The following is a 23,285-nucleotide window of genomic DNA, read 5'->3' as shown; positions in this document are numbered from 1 at the left end:
CGTCCGCGTCGCGAGCGTCTGCTCGGGCGCCTATGTGCTCGCCGAAGCGGGACTGCTCGACGGGCGCCGCGCCACCACGCATTGGGGGCGCACGCGGGATTTCGTCGCGCGCTTTCCCAAGGTGAAGCTCGAGCCGGATCAGATTTTCACCCGCGACGGCAGCGTGTGGACGTCGGCGGGCATCACCGCCGGCATCGACCTCGCGCTCGCGATGGTCACCGAGGATCACGGCGAGGAGATTGCGCAGGCGACCGCGCGCCAGCTCGTGCTGTATCATCGCCGCAGCGGCGGCCAGTCGCAATTCTCTTCGCTGCTGGAATTGAAGACGCCGAACGGCCGGTTCGGTGCGCTGCTGTCCTGGGCGCGCGAGAATCTCGACGCCCGGTTGACGGTCGAAGATCTCGCCGATCGCGCCGGCATGAGCGCGCGGCATTTTGCCCGCGCCTTTGCCGCCGAGACCGGCACGACGCCGTCCAAGGCGATCGAGCGGTTGCGGATCGAGGTCGCACGCGAGCGCGTGCAGTCCTCGCGCGAGGCGATCGAGCTCGTCGCAGAGGCGACCGGTTTCGGCGATCCCGAGAGAATGCGGCGTGCCTTCATCCGCGCCTTCGGCCAGCCGCCGCAGGCGCTGCGGCGTGCGGCGCGCGCGGGCTAGGTCGGATTGCTAGCAGCCGCGGTGCCGGGGCCGTCGTCGCTGGCCATCAGGCGGCGCGCGATCGGCGTCAGCATATAGGGGGCGAGATGGAGCGGAAACTGGGTGAGCGCGAAGTAGAGCCAGGTCGTGGCCGGCAGCGCGCCCGAGGTTGCGGCCAGCATCAAACCTAGATTGCGCTGTGACACCATCAGCCCGAGCGCAAGCGCGCGCTCATAGCCGACGCGGCGGAAGATCAGCGTCGTCACCGCCAGCAGTGCGAAATAGATCGCAAATGCCATCAGCGCTACGCCGATCGTGAAGATCGGATCGGTCAGCACGTCATGGGCCACATCCCCCATGATCGCGGACGCAAATGCCAGGAGGATGATGATGTTGATGCCATCGATCGGCCGCTTGTGGCGTTGGATTGCCTCCGCGCCGACGACGCGGCGGATGATGGTCGCGCCCAGCAGCGAGCCTGCCAGCAGGCCGAGTAGCTTGAGGCCGAGCGCAAGCGGCGTGACGCTGAGCTTGGCACCGAGAAAGAGGCCGGCGAACAGCGAGGCGGTAAACGGCACGAGCGCTGTCGAGGTCACCAGCGTAATCAGCACTAGCGTGGCATCGAGGCCCATCATCGCGGCGAGCGCGGGAGATGCCATCATCGGCGAAGCCATGCCCTGCAGCATCAGTCCGAGGAAGAGGCCGGGCGAGTGATTGTCGAAGCCGGTCGCCCAGGCGATCAGCCCGACGATCAGGGGCACGCCGAGCGTGGTCCAGGCGGTGGCGGCCGCGACCAGTCCTGGCCGGCGAAGGTGGCCGTACAGCGCGGCGAGATCGACGCGCATGAATGAGATGCAGAGCAGGCAGACGATCGCCACGGTGAGATAGGGACGCAGCAGCGCACCGATCGGCGGCACGGCTACCGCGATGAACACCACCGCTGCCACCGCGCGCGTGCCCTGGTCACCGATCCATGTGAGCCCGCGCAGGGGAATGGCAAAGATAGTTTGAGGAACGGAAGGCATCTCGGTCAGGGTGTCATCAGCGTTTACTAGCCCGGATAAGCGCAGCGATATCCGGGACAGGCATTTCCGTGTGGTGAGAGTGGTCCCGCCTGTCGCGATGCTCACGCGGGCCACGGCGTTCGAGCTAGGCCAAGCCTTTGAGCCACGCCCCGATCTCGCTCACGGCGGAATTGGCCTGCTGCAACAGTTTCCCCATCGTGAAGAAGCCATGGAACTGGCCGGGATAGTGCCTGTAGGTGACGGGTACGCCGGCCTCCTTGAGACGCGCGGCATATTCGTCGCCCTCGTCGCGCAGCGGATCGGCGCCGGCGGTCAGCACATAGGCCGGCGGCAGGCCGGCAAGGCTCGCCGCGCGCGCCGGCGAGGCGCGCCAGTCGTGGATGTCGGCGGCGCCGTCGAGATAGTGGTCGCGGAACCAGCGGATCACCGAATGCGTCAGCAGCACGCTGGTCTCGGGCTCGCTGTGGGAGCCGTGCGTCATGGCGAAATCGACGGCGGGGTAGATCAAGACCTGGCCAGCGATCGCAGGACCATTGCCGTCACGCGCGGCAAGCGAAACGACGGCTGCGAGATTGCCGCCGGCGCTGTCGCCGCCGATTGAGAGGCGAGAGCCGTCGATGCCGAGCTCGCGCGCATTCGCGGCGATCCATTTCGTGGCGGCAATGGCGTCATCCGCTGCGGCGGGAAATTTGTGCTCCGGAGCGAGCCGGTAGTCGACCGAGATCACGATCAGCGCACCCTCGACTGCAAGCTTGCGGCAGACGACGTCGTGGGAGTCGAGATCGCCGATGACCCAGCCGCCGCCATGGAAGAACACCAGTGCCGGCGACAAACCGTCGTGCCGGCGCAGTTCCTTCGGCACGTAGATGCGCGCCGGGATAGCGCCGTGCGGGGCCGGGATCGACAGCGGCGCGACGCGCGCAAGCTCGGGTGCTTCAGGATTGGTCGCAAAGCGGGCCTGCGCGTAATAGGCGCGCGCTTCCGGTGCGGTCAGGGTCTCGTAGGCGGGGCGACCGGCCTCCTGAACGGCCTTGTAGACGGCGGCGGCATCGGGATCGAGCACAACGGGCATGGGGGGGAGCTACCTCAGGTTTTCTGGTTATGGTTGGGCGTCCTTCTCGGGGGCAATGCCCGCCTCGGCCCCGGGAAGGGCGTTCCACTATCCCATCCGGCTGCCGGCCTGGCCAGCCGGCGGCGGGCAGGGCAGGAATGCCGCCCTTTCCCCGCCGTATTCCCCGTGTTAACCCGATGGCCTGCGAGCGGCGGTATCCCCTGTAGAATGTCCAACAAGCCCGATTCGCTGTTGAAGCCGCGCGAGATGTTTCGAACCCTTACTCTGACAGGTCTTGCGGCGCTTTTGGCCGCCACCGCTTTGACGGTTGCAACGCCCGCGCAGGCGCAGATCGGCACGATCTTCTCCGATCCGCCGCCGCGTCCCCCGGGCAGCATTCCGCGCGGCCAGCAGCAGCCGCAGATCCCTGATGACGACGAGGAGGTCCCCGAGCTGCCGCCGCAGGGCCGCGTGCTGCCGTCGCGCCCGATGGCACCTCCGCCGGGCCGGCAGGGCAATGTCATGCCGGGGCCGGTCGAGACCCAACCCCTGGCGCCGCCGCCGGGCTCGACCGTTGCTCCGCCGAACCAGCCGCCGGCCGTCGCAGTCGCGCCGCCTGGTCCGCAAGGCGTCCCGCCGCCGGGTGCGCCCGGTCAGCGACAGCCCCAGCAGAAGGGCGGCCCCGTGCCGCAGACACCGGCGAGCCTCCAGCCAGGCGACGAGGTGGTCACCGAGCCGCCGGCCCAGAAGATCGTGAACAAGAAGGCGACCTTCTCCGGCCTCGACAAGATCACCGGGCGCATCATCAATTTCGACGAGGACATCGGCGAGACCGTCCAGTTCGGCGCGCTGCGCGTCAAAACCGACGCCTGCTACACGCGGCCGGCGACGGAGGCTGCCAATACCGACGCCTTCGTCGAGGTCGACGAGATCACCTTGCAGGGCGAGGTGAAGCGGATTTTCTCGGGCTGGATGTACGCCGCGAGCCCCGGCCTGCACGGCGTCGAGCATCCGATCTACGATATCTGGCTCACCGACTGCAAAGAGCCGCAGCAGACCATCGCGACCGCTGCGCCGGATCCCGCGACCAAGCCCGTGCCTCCGCCGCCGGCGGCGCAAAGGAAGGCCGCACCCAAGCAGGCCGTGCAGCAGCGTCCGCCACAGCCGTTGCCGCCACCGCCACCGCAGCAGCAACCGGCTCCGCCGCCGCCGCCACAACAGCAGCCGGGTCTCTTCAATTTCCCCGGGTTTGGCCGCTAAGATCTCGGCTTATTGCCGTGAGGCGATGATCTCGAGCGCGCGTGCGCCCGGGATCGCCTCGCCGGCGGAGAGCCTCAGGAAATCGCCGGGGTCGCCGGCGAGCGCCTTGTCGAGCAGCGCGGTGTAGCGCCGCCGTGAAATCTCGACCGCGCCAAAGCTCTTGAGGTGTTCGGTGACATATTGCGTGTCGAGCAGCTCGAAGCCGCCATGGATGAGCCGCGCGACCAGATGCACCAGCGCGACCTTCGAGGCATCGCGCGTGGTGTGAAACATGCTCTCGCCGAAGAAGGCCCGCCCCAGGCTCACGCCGTAAAGCCCGCCGACGAGGTCGTCGCCCTGCCAGGCCTCGACGCTGTGGCAATGGCCGAGTTCATGCAGGCCGCCATAGAGGTCGCGGATGCGCTTGTTGATCCAGGTGTCCTCGCGCCCGGTCTGCGGCGCTGCGCAGCCGGCGATCGTCGCCTTGAACGCGGTGTTGACGGTCACGCGAAAGGTGTCAGAACGGACTGTGCGCGCGAGGCGCGAGGCGACGCGGAAACCCTCGAGCGGGATGACGCCCCGCATCTCCGGCTCGACCCAGAACAGCGTCGGATCGTCCGCGCTCTCGGCCATCGGAAAGATGCCGCAGGCGTAGGCGCGCAGCAGCACAGCTGGCGTGATCTCAGACGAGGCGGAATCGCGCGAAGTCATGGCTCGCAACAATAGCAGGATCGCGATGCGCGTGCGATGGGGGAAGCCCCGTACAATCGCGGGTCAGCTCGCCGTCGCGCTGCTCGCCTGATCGGGCGCTGCGGGCACGCGGCGGAACTTCAGCAGAATGCGGGTACCGGAATGCGCGGGATCGCGCTCGACCGAGGCATCGAGCTTGGAGGCCATGGCCGCGACGATGCGCTGGCCCATGCCGGTGGAGCGCGGATCGGCCTTGGCGTTGTCGCCGACGCCGTCGTCGGTGATCGTCAGCAGGAGGTCGTCGCCCTGCGAGGTCAGCTCGACGTGGATGGGACCGGCGCCGTCGGGATAGGCGTACTTCACCGCGTTCATCACCAGCTCGTTGACGATGATGCCGACGGCAACGGCGCGGTCCGGATCGATTTCGATCGGCTCGGCCTTCAGCGTCAGGCGCGACATCCGGTTGCCTTCGGCCGAGCGGCGCAGATCCTCGAGCAGCGAGTCCAGATACTGGTTCAGGACCACGCTCTTCAGGTCCTGCGAGGTGTAGAGGCGGCGATGCACCTGCGCGACCGCGGCGACGCGGCCCATCGCATTGGTCAGCGCCGCCTTGACCTCATCCTGCGCGGCGGAGCTTGCCTGAAGGTGCAGCAGCGAGGCGATGATCTGGAGCGAGTTGCCGACGCGGTGGTTGACCTCGCGCAGCAGCAGCTCGCGTTCGGCGGCAAGCGCCGCGTAGCGATCGCGTGAGGCATGGATCTCGGCTTCGGCTTCCTCGCGCGCCTTCTGCAGTTCAGCCTGGCGCAGCGCGCCATCGGCCGCCACGTGGAGCAGGGGGGATGAAGTCGCCCTTGACGTCCTTGACCAGGTAATCCGCCGCGCCGGCCTTCAGCGCGGTGACCGCGATGGTGGAGTCCTGCGACGCCGTCACGAACACCACGGGCGGCGCGCCAGCGATCGCCATGATCTGTTCCAGCGTCTCCAGCCCGTCGAGACCGGGCATGTACTGGTCAAGCGCCACGACGTCGATGCAGCCTTCGACGTCCGCGCGGCGGATGCGCTCCAGGCCTTCCTCGCCGCTCGCGGCATGGATGACCTTGTAGCCGCGCCGCGTCAGGCCGCGATCGACCAGGCGCGCCAGTGCGGCGTCGTCGTCGATGTAGAGCAGTGTTGGCGTGCGCTGGTTCATGAGGCGGCGGGCGGGACCTGGATGACCGAGAAGAACAGGCCGAGCTGCCGGATGGCGTTGGCGAAATTCTCGTAGTTGACGGGCTTGGTGATGTAGACGTTGCAGCCGAGCTCGTAGCAGCGCTTGATTTCCTGGGAGTCGTCGGTGGTGGTCAGCACAACCACGGGCGAGGCCTTCAGATATTTGTTCTCCTTGATCTGCTTCAGGATGTCGATGCCGGTCATGTCCGGCAGGTTGAGGTCGAGCAGGATCAGGAGCGAATTGCCCTTCTGCGCGAGCCCGCTGCCGTCGGCGCCGAACAGGTGCTTCATCGCGTCGGTGCCATTGGGGAACGCGATGATCTCGTTGTTGACGCCGGAGCGACGGATATTGCGCTCGATCAGCCGGGCGTGTCCTTCATCGTCCTCGATCATGATGATGGTGACGGGGAGTGTCATCTGTCGGCGTTCCGGTTGCTGGCGTTCCAGGCGATGGGCAGCGTAATCGTGAAGGTGCTGCCCGTGTTCAGTTCCGACGATACCGACATCGTGCCGCCGAGACGGCGCACAAGTGCACGCACGTGCGCAAGACCGATGCCCTGACCGGGCTTGTCCTGGGTTCCCGCACGGCGGAACAAATCAAAAATCCGCTGATGGTCCTTCGGATCGATGCCGCGCCCGTTATCGCTGATTTCGAAGATGGCATATCCAAGCTTGGTGCGCCCCCGGATTCGGATCTCGCCGGGAACTCCGCTTTTCAGATACTTGATCCCGTTGTCGATCAGATTGGAGAAGATCTGCTCGAGTGCGAGGCGATCGCTGATGATATTCGGCAGCGGCTCGACGTGGATTTCAGCCTGCGCTTCTGTGGCCTGATGCGCCAGCGTTGACACGATCGCTTCTATCAGCTCGCGCGTGTCGATCTTCACCGGCACGAATTCGCGCCGTCCCTCGCGGGTGAGGTTGAGGATCGCCGAGATCAGCCGGTCCATCTTCGCGATCGACGATTTGATGAAGCCAAGGGCTTCGGCAAAATCGGCTGATAGCTGTTTGTCCGCCCCCTCGAGCACAATCTCGCCAGCTGGCGGCGGCCCGCCGGTCGCGACTTGGGTGAGGCCGCCGATGCGGCGGAAAATGTCGCCGCCGAGCTCCTCGAGTTCGCTGGTAAAGCCCATGATGTTCACCAGTGGCGAGCGCAGATCGTGGCTGACGATATAGGCAAAACGCTGGATCTCGTCGTTGGCCTCGCGCAGGTCTGCCGTGCGTTCGTCGACGGTGGCTTCCAGGTTGAGATTGGCGTCGCGCATGCGCGCCTCGGCCTGGTCGCGGGCGCGTGAGGACTGGCGCACCAGCAGGACCGATCCGAAGGCGAGCGCCAGAACCATCGCCGACCCGGCGATGGTTACGGAGGAGGCAAGCTTCTGGGTCCGGTCGGCGGTCTCGGTCCGTTCCCTGAACAGGCGATCCTCTTCGTTCCGCATGTCGCGACCGACGCTGGCGATGGTCTCGACTGCACTCGTGGACGTACCGTCGCGCAGCACGGTCACGGCAGTCGCGACATCGCTGTTCTTGATCCGATCGACGCCGCGGGCGAATTCCGACAGGCGCTGTTCGACGGCCTTGCGCAGCTTGGCGGCATTCGCGACCTGCGCCGGATTGTCCTGTGTGAGCTTCTCCAGCTGATCCAGGGCCGGCAGGATCCTGGCGGCGGCGGCCTGGTACTCGTCCAGGAATTGCGGGGCGGAGGACAGCAGATAGGCCCGGGTCGCGCTTTCCGCGCGGCGGACTTCGAGCAGCAGATTTGCAATCTGGCCTTCGGCCTCGACCGTGTGCACGACCCTGGCGTTGTCCTCCCGCGCCTTGTTGACCAGCAGGACCGACGACACGCTGATCGCGACCAGCACGAAAAATCCCGCCGAAAGCAGCAGGATTTGCATCACCGTGCGCCGCCGCTGAGCGTCAGCCGTCACGATGGTTCACCTTGTTGCGCTGAGCGAAGTTCAAAATGGCCCCTTGGAACTGTCCCCAACCGTCCAGAACGCGATTGGGGCCAAGGGGTTCCACGGGGGCGAATTATTTCGCGCCCGGATCCACGTTGCCGGCCAGGTATTGTTCGAGCCAGTGGATATGATAGTCGCCGTCGATGATGGAGGGCTGGCGCACCAGGTCGCGGAAGAGCGGCAGCGTTGTCTCGATGCCGTCGACCACCATCTCGTCCAGCGCGCGGCGAAGCCGCATCAGGCATTCGGTGCGCGTCTTGCCGTGCACGATCAGCTTGCCTACCAGGGAGTCGTAATAGGGCGGGATCGTGTAGCCCTGATAGACCGCGGAATCGATGCGCACGCCAAGCCCGCCGGGCGGGTGGAATTGCGAGATGCGCCCCGGCGAGGGCCGGAAGGTCTGCGGGTTCTCCGCGTTGATGCGGCATTCGATGGCGTGGCCGATGATCTGCACTTCGTCCTGCTTCGCCGGCAATTCGCCGCCGGCGGCGATGCGGATCTGCTCCAGGACAAGGTCGATGTCGGTGATGCTCTCGGTGACGGGATGCTCGACCTGGATACGCGTGTTCATCTCGATGAAATAGAACTCGCCGTCCTCGAACAGGAATTCGATGGTGCCGACGCCGAGATATTTCATCTCGCGCATCGCTTTCGCGCAGGTCTCGCCGATCTTGGCGCGTGCCGCGGCGGAGAGGACGGGCGAGGGGCCTTCCTCCCAGACCTTCTGGTGGCGGCGCTGCAGCGAGCAGTCGCGCTCGCCGAGATGGATTGCGCCGCCGCGGCCGTCGCCGAGAATCTGGATCTCGATGTGACGCGGCTTCTGCAGGTACTTCTCGAGATAAACGGAGGCGTCGCCGAACGCGGATTTAGCCTCGTTCGCCGCCGTCGACAGCGCCAGCTGAAGATCAGCCTCGCTGTGCGCGACCTTCATGCCGCGGCCGCCGCCGCCGGCTGCCGCCTTCACCAGCACGGGAAAACCGATCTCGCGGGCGATCGCAATCGCGTCGTCCTCGGGGCCGACCGCGCCGTCGGAGCCGGGCACCACGGGGATGCCGAGCCGCTTGGCAGTCTTCTTGGCCTCGATCTTGTCGCCCATCAGGCGGATGTGCTCGGCCTTGGGACCGATGAAGTGCAGATTGTGCTCGGCGAGGATTTCCGCGAAGCGCGCGTTCTCGGACAGGAAGCCGTAGCCGGGATGCACCGCGTCGGCGCCGGTGATCTCGCAGGCCGCGAGCAGCGCGGGCACGTTGAGATAGCTGTCCTTGGATGGCGGCGGTCCGATGCAGACGCTCTCGTCCGACAGGCGCACATGCATCGCGTCGGCGTCGGCCGTGGAGTGCACTGCGACGGTCGCGATCCCGAGCTCCTTGCAGGCGCGCAGGATGCGAAGGGCGATCTCGCCGCGATTGGCTATGAGGATCTTGTCGAACATGGTGTCCTTAGGGGACCGATGGCGCGCGAAAAGCGGCGAGGGCGGCTGGCCGCCCGTGGCCGTTACTCAATGATAACGAGCGGCTCGCCGTACTCGACCGGCTGGCCGTCTTCGACCAGGATCTGCGTCACCGTGCCGGCACGCGGCGAGGGAATCTGGTTCATGGTCTTCATCGCTTCGATGATCAGCAGGGTCTGGCCGACCGAGACCTTGCTGCCGACCTCGATGAACGGCTTGGCGCCGGGCTCCGGCGCCCAATAGGCGGTGCCGACCATCGGCGAGCTCACGGCGCCCGGATGCTTCGACAGATCAGACGCTGCGGCCGCCGGTGCTGCAGCTGCAGCGACAGGCACCGCATGAGCGGCAGCCACCGGCATCGGCATGGTCGCGGCAACGCTGATGTTGCGGGCGACGCGCAGGCGCAGGCCCGCACGCTCGATCTCGATCTCGGTGAGGCTGGTTTCATCGAGCAGCAGGGCGAGCTCGCGGATGAGCGCGGAATCGTCGCTGGAAAACTTTGCGGCTGCTTTGTCGTCTGGCTGGCGCGCCATGTTCTTTGATCCGAATGTTCTGTTTGATGAGGGAAGCTTCAAGCTTTGGGCTTGATGGCGAGCTTGGCGGCAAGGCCCTGGATGGCGAGGCGATAGCCCTCGATGCCGAAGCCGCAGAGCGAGGCGAAGGCCGCGCGCGCGGTGTAGGAGTGATGACGGAAACTCTCGCGGGCGTGGATGTTGGTCACATGAACTTCGACCGTCGGGATCTGCACCGCGAGCAACGCGTCGTGCAAGGCGATCGAGGTGTGGGAATAGCCGCCGGCATTGATGATGATGCCCTTCATCTTGCGCCTGTGCGCTTCGTGGATGAAGTCGATCAGCTCGCCTTCGCGGTTGGACTGCCGGCAATCGGCCTTGAGACCGAACGTCGCCGCCGTCTCCCGGCACAGCGCCTCGACGTCGGCCAGCGTCGCATGACCGTACTTTTCGGGCTCGCGCGTCCCCAACATGTTGAGGTTCGGCCCGTTCAGGACGAGGATCGTGTCGGTTGCTGGTTCGGCCATTCCAATCCCGGAAGAGGTGCTTCGGCGCGGGGGTTATAGGTAACAAAGCGCGTGAGGGGAAGCCTTGAAGGACCTCCCTGGCGGGTTCAGGCACCTCATCCAGTGGGCAAAAACCTGTGCGGAAACTACGGAAATTGCTTGTTAACCAGTCCAAAGGATGGCTGTCGGCCGAACGGCAAAGGGCGGGCATTGCTGCCCGCCCCCGGAGGGTTGCCGTGTTCCGCCCTTAGGCGTTCAGGACCGCCACGATCTCGTAGGTGTCCGGATTGATGATCACGATCTCATCGCGAACCAGGATGTACCTGTAGGTCCGCCACTCCGGATAGATCGTCACGACCCGCGACGGGAGGGCGTGCAACTCGATGCCCTCACGCGGGATACGGGTGCCGACCGAAACCGAGAAGTTCACGTTGGCCACGGGCCGGACGTGCTCGTCGCGGATCACCGTCGTGATCTGGGTCCGCTGCTCGGTCGAGAGCTTGGCGCCGGCGCCGGCCTGGCCGACCGTCGTATTGGTGTTGGTCTGACCCTGGGCGTTCTGGTTGGTGCTGGTGCCCTGGCGGCTCTCGGCGTTGTTGGTCGAGGTGCCGCTCTTGTTGCCCTCAGCCTTCATGTTGTTGTCCTTGGCGCCGGACTTGTTGGTCTCCTGGCTCATGCTCTTGGACCTGTCCTGCTGACCCTGCGCGTGTTCGTCGGTGCGCTGGCCCTTCGTGGCGCCGGACTTTTCCTCGGTCGAGTTCTTGTTCATCTCGCGGCCCGAACGCTCGTCCTTCATCGCACCGGAGGACTTCTCCTCGGCCGACGTCCCGGACTTCATGCTGCTGGAGCTGCCAGCCTGACCGACGGTACCCTTCTCGTGGGTGGATTCACGGCCCATCGAGCCGCCGCGCTCAGCGGCGCCGCCGGAAGGCTGCTGCGAGTGCTGCATCTGCGCGCCACCAGTAGCGCCGCCGCTCTCGCGGCCCGTGGTGCCCTGTGCGTTCGCCAGACCGGTGCCCGCAACGAGCGCGAGTGCGGCAACCGAGATCATAAAGCGGTTAGACATCGTATTTTCCTCACGTGTTTCTTTGCGTCATTGCCCGCGCGAACAACGAAAGGAGATTTGAGTTGTTCCTGAAACCTCAGAGGTTCCGCGGCATTAGTTTCTTGAACGCGAGATGAATGTACGCGACGGATTCGCGCCAGGATTTGCGGAAAGCTTCGTCCAACGAAAAAGGCCGGCCTTTCAGCCGACCTTTTGCATCCGTGAGATGTGAAGCGCGCGATCAGCAAGTCGCCTTGCCGCAGCGGGCGACGCCGATCTTTTCCTTGAGGCCTTCGAGGCCGACGGCGCCGACCACGATCTGCTTGCCGATCACGTAGCTCGGCGTGCCGTTCATGCCCATCGCTTCGGCGAGCTTGAAGTTCTCCTCGATGGTGGCGCGCACCTCGGGGCTGGCCATGTCCTTCTCGATTTTTGCGACATCGAGGCCCGCCTCCTTGGCCGCTTGAATCGCGCGCGCCTTGTCTGCGGCGCCGCGACCGCCGAGCAGCTTCTGGTGGAAGTCGAGATACTTCTTGCCGGTCGGATCCTGCATGCGCACGGCGACCGCGACCTGGGCTGCTTCGACCGAGCCCTGGCTCAGCACCGGAAATTCCTTCAGCACGACCTTCAGCTTCGGATCACTCTTCATGAGGTCGAGCATGTCGCCCATCGCCCGTTTGCAATAGCCGCAATTGTAGTCGAAGAACTCGACGAAGGTGACGTCGCCGTCCTTGTTGCCGAGCACGACCTGACGCGGCGAATTGAAGATAGCGTCCGCGTTTTGCGAGATGCTGGCTTCGTGCTTCTGCGCTTCAGCAGCAGCCTGGCGCTTGCTGAGCTCGGTCATCGCCTCCTCGAGCACCTCGGGATGGCTGACAAGATAGTTCCTGATGATCGCCTCGATGTCGGTGCGCTGGGCATCGGAGAAGCTGTCGGCCGACGCGGGCGCGGCTGCGCCGAACATGGCGAGCGCAAACAGCGCGGGAGCAAGCAGGCGCAGCGAAGGCATAGGCAAATCCTCTTATCCAGAGCAGGTTTCGGAAAACGTCACGGCGGACTTAAGCTTGGTCTCGTGACGTCGCGGTGTCAGGCGTCGATCTAGTTACGCGGCGGCTTCGCCGCCACGATGTCGTCGGCCTTGACCCATCCGGGCGTGCCGACGGCAAAACGGGTTTTCGCGCGCGTAGCGAGCTCGCGGGCGGTCTTGTTGTCGCCGCGCAAGTATGCGGCTTGTGCCGACGCGAGATCCGCCTCGGCATAGTCTCCCTTCCGGCCATAGGCCATTGCGAGCTGGGTATAGCCGAGCGGCGCCTCGGGCTCCCGTGCGACCGCGGCGCGGAGAATCCGAACGGCATCATCGGTGTAGGCCTTATTATCGGTTCCAACCAGAGCCTGCCCAAGTAACATCTCGATGAGGGGGGCGCTGTTCGAAAGCTGCACCGCCTTGCGAAGGGCCGGGATCGCCTCGGCCGGCTTGCCGCTCTCCAACAGGGCCTGGCCACGCACCTCGTAAAAGTACGGATTGTTTGGCTGGGCCTGGATCAGCGCATCGATCTGGGTGAGCGCACTGCGCAAATCCCCGTGCAGATAGGTGCTGATGGCCCGGGCATAGCGCGCCGGCAGGGTGTCGTTCGACAGGGGATAGCGGCGGTACACCGTCTCCGGCCGTTCCATGAAGGCCGAGATCTTGGCGCGCACCATGTCGTGGCGGAGCTGGAGCGCGGGATCGTCCTTCTTGTCCCAATAGGGGCTGGTGCTGGCGAACTCCTGGAGGGCGGCGACGCGCTCGGCGGGCATCGGGTGCGACATGAGATAGGGATCGGCGCCGCGCGCGGCGAACAGGCTCTCGCTGGTGAAGCGCTTGAAGGTCTCGTACATGCCCTTCGGCGATTGCTGCGTCGCGGTCAGGAACTTGACGCCGGCACGGTCGGCGTTCTCCTCTTGCTGGCGCTGGTAGGACAACAGCGAGCGGCGGATCATCTCCTGCGGGCCGGCGATGGCGGCGGCGCCGGCATTGGCGAGCCCGTTGTTGCCGGCGCTCGAGCTGCGGACGCTGCCTGCGGCGATTGCGCCGGCACCGAGCAGCATCGCGATGATCATCTGGGTCTGGGCGTTGGCAAGCTGCTCGCGCAGCTTGGACAGATGGCCGCCGGCCAGATGCCCGGTTTCGTGCGCGAGCACGCCGATGATCTGGTTCGGCGTCTCCGATTGGAGGATCGCGCCGTAGTTGACGAAGATCCGGCGGCCATCCGCGACGAACGCGTTGAACGAGGCCTCGTTGAGGATCACCATCTGGATGTTCTGCTTCTCCAGACCGGCCGCGCGCAGGATCGGGCGCGTATATTCGCGCAGGAGCTGCTCGGTCTCGGTATCGCGCAGGACCGGCGGCCCCTTCTGCTGGGCCTGAGCCGTCGGGATCGGCAACAGCGCGATCGCCGCGGCCGTGACCAGGGCGGTGAGGGCGGAGGCCTTCTTGCGCAATGCGATCTGGAGCAACATCAAGCGGTCTGGGTCAAACGGTCTTGGAATGCAGTTTCGTGATTGGTTTTGGCGATTGGCGGCGGACCGGATACGCGATATGCCCTTATGAGCCGTACAATGCGGCCAGTCTGGGGCGCAAGCGCCCCGTTTTCCGGACCGGACGGACCGGTCCGCCAGCGAAATAGCAGAAATCAATGCACAATGCGACATTGAGGAACCGGTTGGGGCAGGGGCTCGAGCCCTCCCGCCGCAGTGATGTTCCCCCGTTCATGGTGATGGACGTGATGGCCGCGGCGGCTCGAATCGAGGCGGCCGGTGGTCACGTCATCCATATGGAGGTCGGCCAGCCCGCCACCGGCGCGCCGAAGACCGCGATCGCAGCCGCCCATGCGGCGCTGGAGGCGGGGCGGATTGATTATACGTCCGCGCTCGGCATCCCGAGCTTGCGCGAGCGCATCGCGCGGCACTATCGCGACGCCTATGGCTGTGACGTCAGCCCCGAGCGGATCGTGGTGACGACGGGCTCCTCCGGCGGCTTCATCCTGGCTTTTCTCTCGATGTTCGAGCCCGGTGATCGCGTCGCCGTGACGGTGCCGGGTTATCCGCCGTACCGTCATATCCTTACCGCGCTCGGCTGCGAGCCGGTGCTGATCGAGACCACGAACGAGACCCGCCATGCGCTGACCGGTGAGGCTCTGCTCGCAGCCCATCGCAAGGCGCCGCTGAAAGGCGTGCTGGTTGGCAGCCCGGCCAATCCCACGGGGACGATGATGTCGCGCGAGGCGCTGTCGGGTCTTATCGCGGCTGCGGAAGATGCAGGCATCCGCTTCATCTCCGATGAGATCTATCACGGGCTCGACTACGCGTTTCCGGCGGTGACGGCAGCGGCGCTGTCCGAGCACGCACTCGTAATCAACTCATTCTCGAAGTATTTTTGCATGACGGGCTGGCGCGTCGGCTGGATGGTCGTGCCTGAAATCCTGGTGCGGCCGATCGAGCGGCTGCAGCAGAACCTGTCGATCTCGGTGCCGGCGCTGTCGCAGATCGCAGCCGAGGCCGCGTTCGACGGCGCGGCCGAGATGGAGGAGATCAAGCACGGCTATCAGGAAAACCGGCGCATTCTGATCGAGGGATTGCCCAAGGCCGGACTCACCAGGTTCCTGCCCGCCGACGGCGCATTTTACCTCTATGCCGACGTTTCGGATTTCACAGCGGACAGCTTCGAGTTCGCCAAGCAGATGCTGGAGCAGGCTCACGTTGCGGCCACGCCGGGCCTCGATTTCGATCCCATCCATGGCCGTTCGTTCGTGCGATTGTCCTATGCGCGTTCAGCAGAGGAGATGCGGGAAGCAGTTGACCGGATCGCTCACTGGCTTAAATAGCCGCCAGTTTCGACAGCCTTCCGGAGTTCAACTTGTCTGACCATTCTGTCCCGTCCACCGCTACGCCGCATTCTTCTCTCGCCGCATTGATGTGGCCAACCCGTCCGGGCGAAACCGTCGGCGCGTTACGCGCCTTCGTGCTGGTTGCGCTCGGTACCGCGCTGATGGCGCTGTCAGCCAAGGTGAACCTGCCGCTGCCCTACGTGCCCATGACCTTGCAGACCCTGGTCGTGCTGATGATCGGCGCCGCCTATGGCTGGCGCCTTGGCAGCGCAACCATGATCGCCTACCTCGCCGAGGGCGCGATGGGTCTGCCGGTATTCGCCGGCCCCGTGGGTGGCATTGCACCGCTGGTCGGCCCGACCGCAGGCTACCTCTTCGGTTTCATTGGCGCGGCCTTCGTCACGGGCTGGCTCGCCGAGCGCGGCTGGGATCGCAGCGTCGTGCTGCTGTTCGCCGCGATGGCCGTTGGGCACGTTGTCATTCTGGCCGCCGGGTTCGGCTGGCTGGCTTTTGGCCTCGGCCTGGGCGTGTCCAAGGCCTGGCAGGTCGGCATCGTGCCATTCATTGCGGCCTCGCTGGTCAAGAATGCGCTTGGCGCGACACTGATGCCGGCGGTACGCCGGATCGTCGATCGCCGCGGGTAGATCGCGCAATAACGAGCAGTTCCAATTGACAGGGCCAGCCAAGTTGATCTTGGCTGGCTCTGAGCTTTAGGGGGAGTGAGACAATGACGACCACAACGATGACGGCGGGGACACCGGTCGCGCCGGCCGCTGCCAAGCCGTGGTACAAGGTTCTCTACGTCCAGGTGCTGATCGCCATCGTACTCGGCGCCATCGTCGGCTGGCTCTGGCCGTCGGTTGCCACCAACGACTGGATCAAGGCGCTCGGTGACGGCTTCATCAAGCTGATCAAGATGGTGATCGCCCCGATCATCTTCTGCACCGTGGTCTCAGGTATCGCCCATATCCAGGACGCCAAGAAGGTTGGACGCATCGGCGTCAAGGCGCTGGTCTATTTCGAGGTCGTCTCGACCTTCGCGCTGGTGATCGGCCTCATCATCGGCAATGTCATCAAGCCGGGCTCAGGCTTCGGTAGCGCTGCGGCCAACGCCCAGGCCGTCGCCAACTATGCCAAGCAGGCCGAAGGCCAGAAGTCGGTCGACTTCATCCTGCACATCATCCCCGACACCGTTGTCGGCGCCTTCGCCCAAGGCGAGATCCTGCAGGTGCTGCTGTTCTCGGTGCTGTTCGGCTTCGCCCTCATGGGGCTCGGCGAGCGCGGCCATGTGATCCGCAGCTTCATTGACGATGCCGCGCATGCCGTTTTCGGCGTGATCTCGATCGTGATGCGCGCCGCGCCGATCGGTGCGTTCGGCGCGATGGCATACACCATCGGCAAGTTCGGCACCGGCGCGATCCTCAACCTGATCGGCCTGATCGCGACGTTCTACCTGACCGCGGCGCTGTTCGTCTTCGTGGTGCTCGGGATCATCGCGCGGCTTGCGGGCTTCTCGATCTTCCGCTTCCTCGCCTACATCAAGGACGAGCTCCTGATCGTGCTCGGCACCTCGTCATCGGAAAGCGCGCTGCCGTCCTTGATGGAAAAGCTCGAGCGTCTCGGCTGCTCCAAGTCGGTGGTCGGCCTCGTGGTGCCCACGGGCTATTCGTTCAATCTCGACGGCACCAACATCTACATGACGCTGGCGACACTGTTCATCGCGCAGGCGCTCGGCTTCGATCTCACCTTCGGCCAGCAAATCACCATCCTGGTCGTGGCGATGCTGACCTCGAAGGGCGCCTCCGGCATCACCGGTGCGGGCTTCATCACGCTCGCCGCGACGCTCGCCGTGGTCGACCCGCGCCTCGTGCCGGGCATGGCGATCGTGCTCGGCATCGACAAGTTCATGAGCGAGTGCCGCGCGCTGACCAATCTCTGCGGCAACGGCGTTGCCTGCGTGATCGTCGCGTGGTGGGAGGGTGAGCTCGATCGCGACAAGCTCAACGCGCGGCTGAGCCAGCAGATCGATCCGACCGACATGGAAACGGCGGTTACGACGGACTGATCTGCAAAGCCGCGTCCGACGGCGCAGTGCGCCGTCAGGTCTTGAAGCAACGGGGCTGGTCGAGATCCTCGATCAGCCCTTTTTCCTTTGGTGCCCAGCCAAGAGAAAGCTAGCGCGGCTCCTTGTTCTCAACCTTGCCCATGGTCCCGCAGTTGGGACACTTGTTAGCAATGCTGAACCCTTCTTTTCTCTTGCAGTTCGAACACCAGTACGTATTGCAGGCCCTGCAGTGCCTCCAATTGCCTCCGGTCGTGTGACACTTCGGACAGATCGCCATATGGGCCTCGTTGTGTTGAGAACGCCGTTGAATCGTATGTTCGCTTGCCGGCGCAATCTTAACAGTCGCGCCAGCCGTTAACCTGTGTCGTTTTTCGAGCTGCCGTCACTGCGAACGTTACTTATGGCGCGCTCAGTGTAGGCTGCAAATCCATGTTCGCGGTCGAGACTAGCCTGGAGCTCTTTCGACTGCCGAGTTCGGATAACCCACTGTGCGCTGCGTGAAAAACGTGCAGCCTAGAGCCTGATCCCATCCGCCTTGCCCAAAAACCTAAGTCGGCGCTTCTTGTCCAGCCCAAGGTCTTTCAACATAACCTCCATCTTGTCGCGAACTGTTCTTTCTTCCTTATCCTTCGCGGCTTTCTGAGTTGCATCGAAACCGAAGACCAGCAATCCGATGTTCGCTTGGGAAACTATCAACGGATCATCGCCTTGAGCGACTCGGGCAATGACTGGAGCGAGCGTTCGTTTGCCGTTGCTCATTTCGGCAATGGCAACAAGATTCTTCGCAACTCGGCGATAGCTTCTCTCGAGATCGTCACGATATTTCGCGACAACGACCATGTACTTTTCGAGTTGCCCCTTTATCTTTCCGTTTGTCAGCTCCTTATTGGTGAATCGCTTCGCCTCCCAGAGGGCGAGATTGATCCCATCGTTGCCATCCTCAAATGCGGCAATGTCGATACGAGGTAACTTGCCGACGCCGGGCAGGCCATTCGCACTTACGGCAATCTCGACATCGACTATCGATGGATTGAAGCTCACTATGCGATGGACACCTTCCTTCTCCTTTCCGCTATAGTATTCGGCAGCCCTCTTCAGCTTTACTAGGGTCTCGCCGGATTTGTAGTCAGACGTGAGCATCTCGTCGTTGGCTTGCGTAAAATCAAACTTCCCGTCGATGAGCGGAATTTGGTCGTCTAGATTTGGATTCAAGAGATACTTGGCGTGGGTCCGCACGGAAATTTTATCTTCCTGCATCCGCACGATGAAAATTGCCTGGCCCAGCCAATAGACGTTAAGATAGTTCTCTCTTACTGCGATAATAAGCGACGGATCATGAAGCACGTCGCGCCACCAACCGGCACTCTCGGCCAACAGCGCAAGCTTCGTTGTAAACTTGTCTGAGATGCCGTGGTTAAAGCTGCTCATAGCTAGACACTCCACCATTCACCGTCGCTGCGGCGGGTTACGTTATCGAAGTAGTTCTGAAAGCTGTTCCCCTCGAACGTGTGAATGGGAATCAGTCTGTTGGCGTCAATCGCACTCGCAAGTCGCTTCAGATCGGCAATGCTCGCATGTCCCGACGTGTGGATCACTTCGAAGGGAACGCCACGTTCGGCGAGATCGGACTTCAGCTTCGCTCCCGCGCCATCCCTGAGATAGCCGTCCCACTGCGACCATATCGCGCGGGCCTTCGGCCAGAGGTTTGCAGCCTCAACATCGCGCATCATCGCGGGACGAAACAGCATCACGGCCTTGTCGCTGATTTCAGCGATATGTTCGCGGTAGATGCGCGCCTTCTTGTAGGGCTCGAGCAGGTCGAAGCGTTCGGTTCTCTTGATCTGCCGGCGTTGATACTCCGGCACGTAGACTGATAAATTTGGCCAACCCGGCGACGGCAGATTGGCGTTGCCGGTGGCTCTCAAGATTTCCATCGCATAGATATCAAGCAGAAGCGTCCGGCCACTGCGCTTGCAGGCGCGATAGATGCCGACCATGCGGTCGATGTTCTGGGCCGAGGCGGAGATCGCGACGAAGCCCGGCGGGGTGAAGCTCTTGACCAGCCTCGCCTCGATCTCGGATTCCGTGGGAAATTGTGCGTCCTCGTCGAGCCGGCCGAGGCTTGAGCCTTCCATCAGCATGGTATCGACGCCCGGCGGCGGGTGGTTCACCATTCGCTCGAACAGGGCGCCCTTGCGACCGTGGGCGCGAATGTCGCCACTGTAGAACAGGCGGCGGCCGGCGGCTTCGATCAGCAAGGCGTAGGCGTCATAGGCCGAATGATCGACAAGATAGGGCGTGATGCGGAACGGACCGATATCGATGGGCTTGCGGTCACTCAATTCATAAGCGGGAGCCGGCGCGAAAAAGTTCGGCACGAAGGGGGCTGCCGCGCTCATGATCCGAGCTGTCGCCGCGCCCATTGCCAACGGGACATTCGGCTTGCACAAGGGCAGAAGTCCCCAGTGATCGCCGTGTCCGTGCGAAATCACGATCGCCCGCAATGTGGGATCGGGATTCCGCAAGCCCGCCACGTCCGGCAGCAGTGTCTCCGAAACTTCGTCGGCATCGAGCGGCAGCCCGAGGTCGAGCAATATCCGCTCCCCGCAGGCTTCGAGTTCGACGCAGGTCCCGCCAATCTGCTGCGTTCCGCGATGAATGCGGCCGCGAAAGCCGGAAGATAATTCGGTCATGATTGGGCTGCCGTCTTGCGAGCCTGCCTTCCGGCGCGGAGCAGGGGTGCCACGCGATCCTCGATCTGCTTTCGCGAGACGAGCTTTTCGAGCCAGCGCTGCGGGATGCCGGCGCGGCCGTAGAGAGCGCCGGCGAGCTGGCCGGTGACGGCGGCCACCGTGTCGGAGTCGTGCCCCAGATTGACCGCGAGGATCACGGCCTCCTCAAACGACGACGTGCGGTGGACGCACCAGAGCGCAGCCTCCAGTGTCGCGATCACGTATCCGGAGGAGGAAATCTCATCGCGGGTCTTGCCGACCCAATTGCCGGCAGCGATACCGTTGAGTTCGTCGTGGCTGAACCAGAACCTCGATCGCAGTACTGTATCTTTGTCGAGGCCCCGCATGGCCTCGACCAGGAGAGTGGCGAAGAATTCGCAGGCCTTTGCCGCGACAGCGTTCGCATGCGTTGTCATGCTTTGGCGATGCGCGAGCCGGACGGCTTCACTCACATCCGATGTCGCAAAGATCGCAACGGGTGCCAATCGCATCAGCGAGCCGTTTCCCGCGTGATCCTTGTTGTGGGGACCGCTCCCTGCGGGAGTCCCGAGCCGGATAAAGCGATCGAGGGCGTGCCTCGTGGTGATCCCGATATCGAAGCAGTTGCCGTTGACGCTGTTTTCGCCTTGCTTCCACCACCGCACGAAGCGGTTCAGCAAGTCGATCTCGTCGAGCTTGTTGTTGGCGATGAGCGAATCGGCGAGGCACAGCGCCATGCTGGTGTCGTCGGTCCATTCTCCCGGCTTGAGGGAGAATGGGCCGCCGCCGATCATTTCGGACACATGCGGCCGCGTGTCGCGCTCGGAAAATTCGAGGGGCACACCGAGTGCGTCTCCCACAGCGAGACCCAGCATGGCGCCATAGGCACGATCCTCGATCAGGGGGCCGAGCTTCGGCTTGGCTCGCTCGTCCGTCGAGCTGCCGAACTCGACGTGGGCATCGCAGTCTTCAGTGAGGGGGGGACCGACGCGGCCAATGGCTCGCTTGTCCTTGAGCGTTACCCTTGCCTTGGCAGCCGACGTCCCGGTCTGTGCCGCGATGACATCGAGAAACGCCTTGGTGTTGAGCTGGGGATCAATGAAGTAGCTCGCTGTCCCGTCCGGGCGGACGCCCACGCTGCCGCCGGGAAAATAGGTCTCGTCGCGATAACCGATGAAGTCATAGGCGGCCCGCACGCCGGGCCAAATCTCGTCGTTGTAGAGCGGGACATTGAAGTATCGATCCGGCAACAAGTCCAAATTCGACGGAAGCTTTGAAAAATAGCCGGCCATGCGGGAGGGCTTCGGCTCGGCGCCTGGCTCGGCAATGAACCAGAACACCGCACTTCGAGGAGGGAAGGTCAACGGTGGGAATTCCTAAATGAGAATCGACACCCATAGATTCAATTTAGGGCTCAAGATATTGCGGATGTTTTCAAAGAAAGATTAAGAGTGATTATTCGGACACAGATGTTGGCTTCTGATCGGCGCTGACATCGGGCCACGGATGACCTGCCAATTGGTGGGCTAGAAGCGTTCCGGCTGGTACGGCGCCGGATCGATCGCCGGCGTTTCGCCGCTCATCATCTCGGCGAGCAGGCGTCCGGTCGCGGGGCCGAGCGTAAAACCCTGGTGGCCGTGGCCGAAATTCATCCAGAGGCCGGGATGGCGCGGGGCGGGGCCGAGCACCGGCAGCATGTCGGGCGTGCAGGGGCGCGTGCCGAACCAGGGATCCGGCTCGACGCGCTTGCCGAGATCGATCAGCTCGCGTGCGGAGGCTTCGGCGCTGGCGAGCTGCACCGGCGTTGCGAGCGCATCGGGGCCGGTCAGCTCGGCGCCAGTGGTGATGCGGATGCCCTTGGCCATCGGGCCCATGGCATAGCCGCGGCCCTTGTCGACCAGCGGCAGATCGAGCGCCGCGCCGCCGCTGTAGTGCATGTGGTAGCCGCGCTTGCGCACCAGCGGGATGCGATAGCCGAATTTGTGCAGGAGATCGGGCGACCATGGCCCGAGCGTTACGACGGCTGCAGCGGCATCGATGCGTCCCTTGTCCGTATCGACGGACCAGCCGGTCGCGGTCTGCTGCAAGGTCTGGGCATCACCCAGCAAAATGGTGCCGCCGAGGCGCTCGAGCAGCTCGGCGTAGGCCGTGACCAGCGCACCTGGATCAGACACCGTCCAGGTGTCGAGCCAATGGATCGCGCCGGGAAGGTCGTCGCGCAAGATCGGCTCGGCTTTGGCGAGCTCGCTGCCGGAGAGCAGGCGAAAATTCACGCCGAATTCGCGCCGGTCTTCCTCCGCCGCCTGCATCGCGAGGTCCAGCGATGCGCGGTCGCGATACAGCGCGCGATAGCCGGCGCGGCGAATGAGGTTGTCGGCATGGGCTTCGCGAATGAGAACGTCGTGCTCGCTTGTTGCGTAGGCGATCAGGCGCGCCCAGCCGGCGATCGCTTCGCGATGCCGCTTCGGCGCCGAATGCCACCAGTAGCGGAGCAGGGGCTCGATATGAAGGTGAAGCGACGACAGGCTGTAGCGTACGTCGTTGGTGCGGCCGGTCGCGATCTTCAACAGCGTGGCAAGGTCACGCGGCATCGGATAGGGGCGGACCGCTTCCGCCTGGATCATTCCGGCATTGCCGTAGCTGGTCTCGCGGCCCGGCTCCCTGCGATCGACGAGGGTGACGGACCAGCCGCGCTTCTGAAGATGCAGCGCGGCACCCACGCCCACCATGCCGCCGCCGAGAACGATCGCGCTTCGCATTCGAATGACCTCGCCAAATCAAAACCGCCCGGTTTGGCCGGGCGGTTTCAACTCGATTGTTCCTCTTACTCGCCACCGCCGAAGCGCCGTGACCACCAGCCGGCGCGACGCGGTGCGGCCGGCGTTTCGGTTGCCGCTTCCGGCGCGGGCGCCGGAGCCGGTGGCGGTGGGGCGACCGGTTCGGTCGCCTGCGCAAGCGGCGCTGCGGGCTCGGGCTGGCTGCTCGACAGGAAGCTCACCTTTTCACGGACCGTGGAACGGCGCCGCGCAGCCTTGTCGTCGGCGGGCTCTTCTTCGGCCACAGGGGCAGCTGCGGCGGGGGCCGGCTCCGGCTGGGCCGGTGCCTCAGCCTGCACCTCGGCGTGGGGCTCGGGCTGGGTGACTTGTGGCTCGGCGGTGTGCTCGGCCTGAGCGATCGAGGGCGCAGCCTCGCCGCCAAAGCTGTCAAGATCGGCAACCGCATCGCTCGCTTCCGGCGGCGTATTGGCAGCGAACTCGTCGCCGATGGAGCCGGCGAGACCTTCCTCGCTGCCACCGCGACGGCGACGGCCACCGCGGCGACCGC

The 23,285-nt window shown here is 64.4% G+C and carries 20 protein-coding genes and 2 pseudogenes; 5 read left to right on the top strand and 17 right to left on the bottom strand.

All coding sequences use genetic code 11. From position 1 onward, the window contains the following. Positions 1–655: GlxA family transcriptional regulator (locus AC630_RS16585; protein WP_074119579.1), on the top strand; the 655-nt coding region annotated here is incomplete at its 5' end. Here the strand turns inward: AC630_RS16585 and AC630_RS16580 are convergent. Continuing rightward, positions 652–1,659, bottom strand: coding sequence for a Na+-dependent transporter (locus AC630_RS16580; RefSeq protein ID WP_074119578.1), 1,008 nt, complete (start codon positions 1,657–1,659; stop codon positions 652–654). The two genes, AC630_RS16585 and AC630_RS16580, sit on opposite strands and share 4 nt — an antisense overlap. Positions 1,660–1,783: 124 nt before the next feature. Continuing rightward, the gene (lipP1, locus tag AC630_RS16575; RefSeq protein WP_074119577.1) at positions 1,784–2,731 is read right to left on the bottom strand and encodes a LipP1 family hormone-sensitive lipase; all 948 of its coding nucleotides are present in this window, start codon (positions 2,729–2,731) and stop codon (positions 1,784–1,786) included. A 207-nt stretch (positions 2,732–2,938) separates the two neighbouring features. On the opposite strand from lipP1, the gene AC630_RS16570 reads away from it, so the two are divergent. After that, a complete protein-coding gene (locus AC630_RS16570) occupies positions 2,939–3,970 on the top strand; it encodes a DUF2155 domain-containing protein (RefSeq protein ID WP_074119576.1) in 1,032 nt (343 codons plus the stop codon). Positions 3,971–3,979: 9 nt separating this feature from the next. On the opposite strand, the gene aat is transcribed toward AC630_RS16570, so the two are convergent. The 10 genes and pseudogenes from aat to AC630_RS16520 all read right to left on the bottom strand — a co-directional run bounded on the left by aat (position 3,980) and on the right by AC630_RS16520 (position 13,818). Next, entirely contained in the window at positions 3,980–4,660 is a 681-nt protein-coding gene (aat, locus tag AC630_RS16565; protein WP_074119575.1) for a leucyl/phenylalanyl-tRNA--protein transferase, read from the bottom strand. A gap of 63 nt (positions 4,661–4,723) precedes the next feature. Continuing rightward, positions 4,724–5,828 (bottom strand): annotated as a pseudogene (locus tag AC630_RS16560) (sensor histidine kinase). Next, entirely contained in the window at positions 5,825–6,265 is a 441-nt protein-coding gene (locus AC630_RS16555) for a response regulator (protein ID WP_074119574.1), read from the bottom strand. The pseudogene AC630_RS16560 and the gene AC630_RS16555 overlap by 4 nt, the downstream one beginning before the upstream one ends. Continuing rightward, positions 6,262–7,776, bottom strand: a complete 1,515-nt coding sequence (locus tag AC630_RS16550) for a sensor histidine kinase (protein ID WP_074119573.1) — start codon at positions 7,774–7,776, stop codon at positions 6,262–6,264. The genes AC630_RS16555 and AC630_RS16550 overlap by 4 nt, the downstream gene beginning before the upstream one ends. A gap of 103 nt (positions 7,777–7,879) precedes the next feature. Continuing rightward, complete coding sequence (accC, locus tag AC630_RS16545) at positions 7,880–9,238, bottom strand: acetyl-CoA carboxylase biotin carboxylase subunit (protein WP_074119572.1); 1,359 nt, start codon at positions 9,236–9,238, stop codon at positions 7,880–7,882. Between the two features lie 62 nt (positions 9,239–9,300). Continuing rightward, complete coding sequence (gene accB, locus AC630_RS16540; RefSeq protein ID WP_074119571.1) at positions 9,301–9,789, bottom strand: acetyl-CoA carboxylase biotin carboxyl carrier protein; 489 nt, start codon at positions 9,787–9,789, stop codon at positions 9,301–9,303. Between the two features lie 38 nt (positions 9,790–9,827). Continuing rightward, a complete protein-coding gene (aroQ, locus tag AC630_RS16535) occupies positions 9,828–10,295 on the bottom strand; it encodes a type II 3-dehydroquinate dehydratase (RefSeq protein WP_074119570.1) in 468 nt (155 codons plus the stop codon). A 226-nt stretch (positions 10,296–10,521) separates the two neighbouring features. After that, complete coding sequence (locus AC630_RS16530; RefSeq protein WP_074119569.1) at positions 10,522–11,340, bottom strand: DUF1236 domain-containing protein; 819 nt, start codon at positions 11,338–11,340, stop codon at positions 10,522–10,524. Positions 11,341–11,560: 220 nt separating this feature from the next. Beyond that, on the bottom strand, positions 11,561–12,328 hold the full coding sequence (locus AC630_RS16525; RefSeq protein WP_074119568.1) for a DsbA family protein: 768 nt from the start codon (positions 12,326–12,328) through the stop codon (positions 11,561–11,563). Positions 12,329–12,417: 89 nt separating this feature from the next. Beyond that, on the bottom strand, positions 12,418–13,818 hold the full coding sequence (locus tag AC630_RS16520) for a M48 family metalloprotease (protein ID WP_074119567.1): 1,401 nt from the start codon (positions 13,816–13,818) through the stop codon (positions 12,418–12,420). Between the two features lie 176 nt (positions 13,819–13,994). On the opposite strand from AC630_RS16520, the gene AC630_RS16515 reads away from it, so the two are divergent. The 3 genes from AC630_RS16515 to AC630_RS16505 all read left to right on the top strand — a co-directional run bounded on the left by AC630_RS16515 (position 13,995) and on the right by AC630_RS16505 (position 17,250). Continuing rightward, positions 13,995–15,182, top strand: coding sequence for a pyridoxal phosphate-dependent aminotransferase (locus AC630_RS16515; protein WP_074119566.1), 1,188 nt, complete (start codon positions 13,995–13,997; stop codon positions 15,180–15,182). 89 nt (positions 15,183–15,271) lie between these two features. After that, complete coding sequence (locus AC630_RS16510) at positions 15,272–15,829, top strand: biotin transporter BioY (protein WP_074119565.1); 558 nt, start codon at positions 15,272–15,274, stop codon at positions 15,827–15,829. A gap of 83 nt (positions 15,830–15,912) precedes the next feature. Then, positions 15,913–17,250, top strand: a complete 1,338-nt coding sequence (locus AC630_RS16505) for a dicarboxylate/amino acid:cation symporter (protein WP_083636293.1) — start codon at positions 15,913–15,915, stop codon at positions 17,248–17,250. A 513-nt stretch (positions 17,251–17,763) separates the two neighbouring features. Here AC630_RS16505 and AC630_RS16500 read toward each other — a convergent pair. The 5 genes and pseudogenes from AC630_RS16500 to AC630_RS16480 form a co-directional block, all read right to left on the bottom strand. Then, positions 17,764–18,678: a hypothetical protein gene (locus tag AC630_RS16500; RefSeq protein ID WP_074119564.1), complete on the bottom strand. Its 915-nt coding sequence runs from the start codon at positions 18,676–18,678 to the stop codon at positions 17,764–17,766. A gap of 2 nt (positions 18,679–18,680) precedes the next feature. Continuing rightward, on the bottom strand, positions 18,681–19,943 hold the full coding sequence (locus AC630_RS16495; protein ID WP_074119563.1) for an MBL fold metallo-hydrolase: 1,263 nt from the start codon (positions 19,941–19,943) through the stop codon (positions 18,681–18,683). Continuing rightward, on the bottom strand, positions 19,940–21,325 hold the full coding sequence (locus tag AC630_RS47020) for an ADP-ribosylglycohydrolase family protein (RefSeq protein ID WP_245330420.1): 1,386 nt from the start codon (positions 21,323–21,325) through the stop codon (positions 19,940–19,942). The genes AC630_RS16495 and AC630_RS47020 overlap by 4 nt, the downstream gene beginning before the upstream one ends. Positions 21,326–21,487: 162 nt before the next feature. After that, a complete protein-coding gene (locus AC630_RS16485) occupies positions 21,488–22,720 on the bottom strand; it encodes an NAD(P)/FAD-dependent oxidoreductase (RefSeq protein WP_074119562.1) in 1,233 nt (410 codons plus the stop codon). Positions 22,721–22,785: 65 nt separating this feature from the next. Then, a pseudogene (locus tag AC630_RS16480) lies at positions 22,786–23,285 on the bottom strand (ribonuclease E/G); the annotation flags it as partial.

The sequence above is a fragment of the Bradyrhizobium sp. AS23.2 genome, from assembly GCF_001908185.1.
GTDB lineage: Bacteria > Pseudomonadota > Alphaproteobacteria > Rhizobiales > Xanthobacteraceae > Bradyrhizobium.
This window is presented reverse-complemented; position numbering and strand designations above follow the sequence as displayed.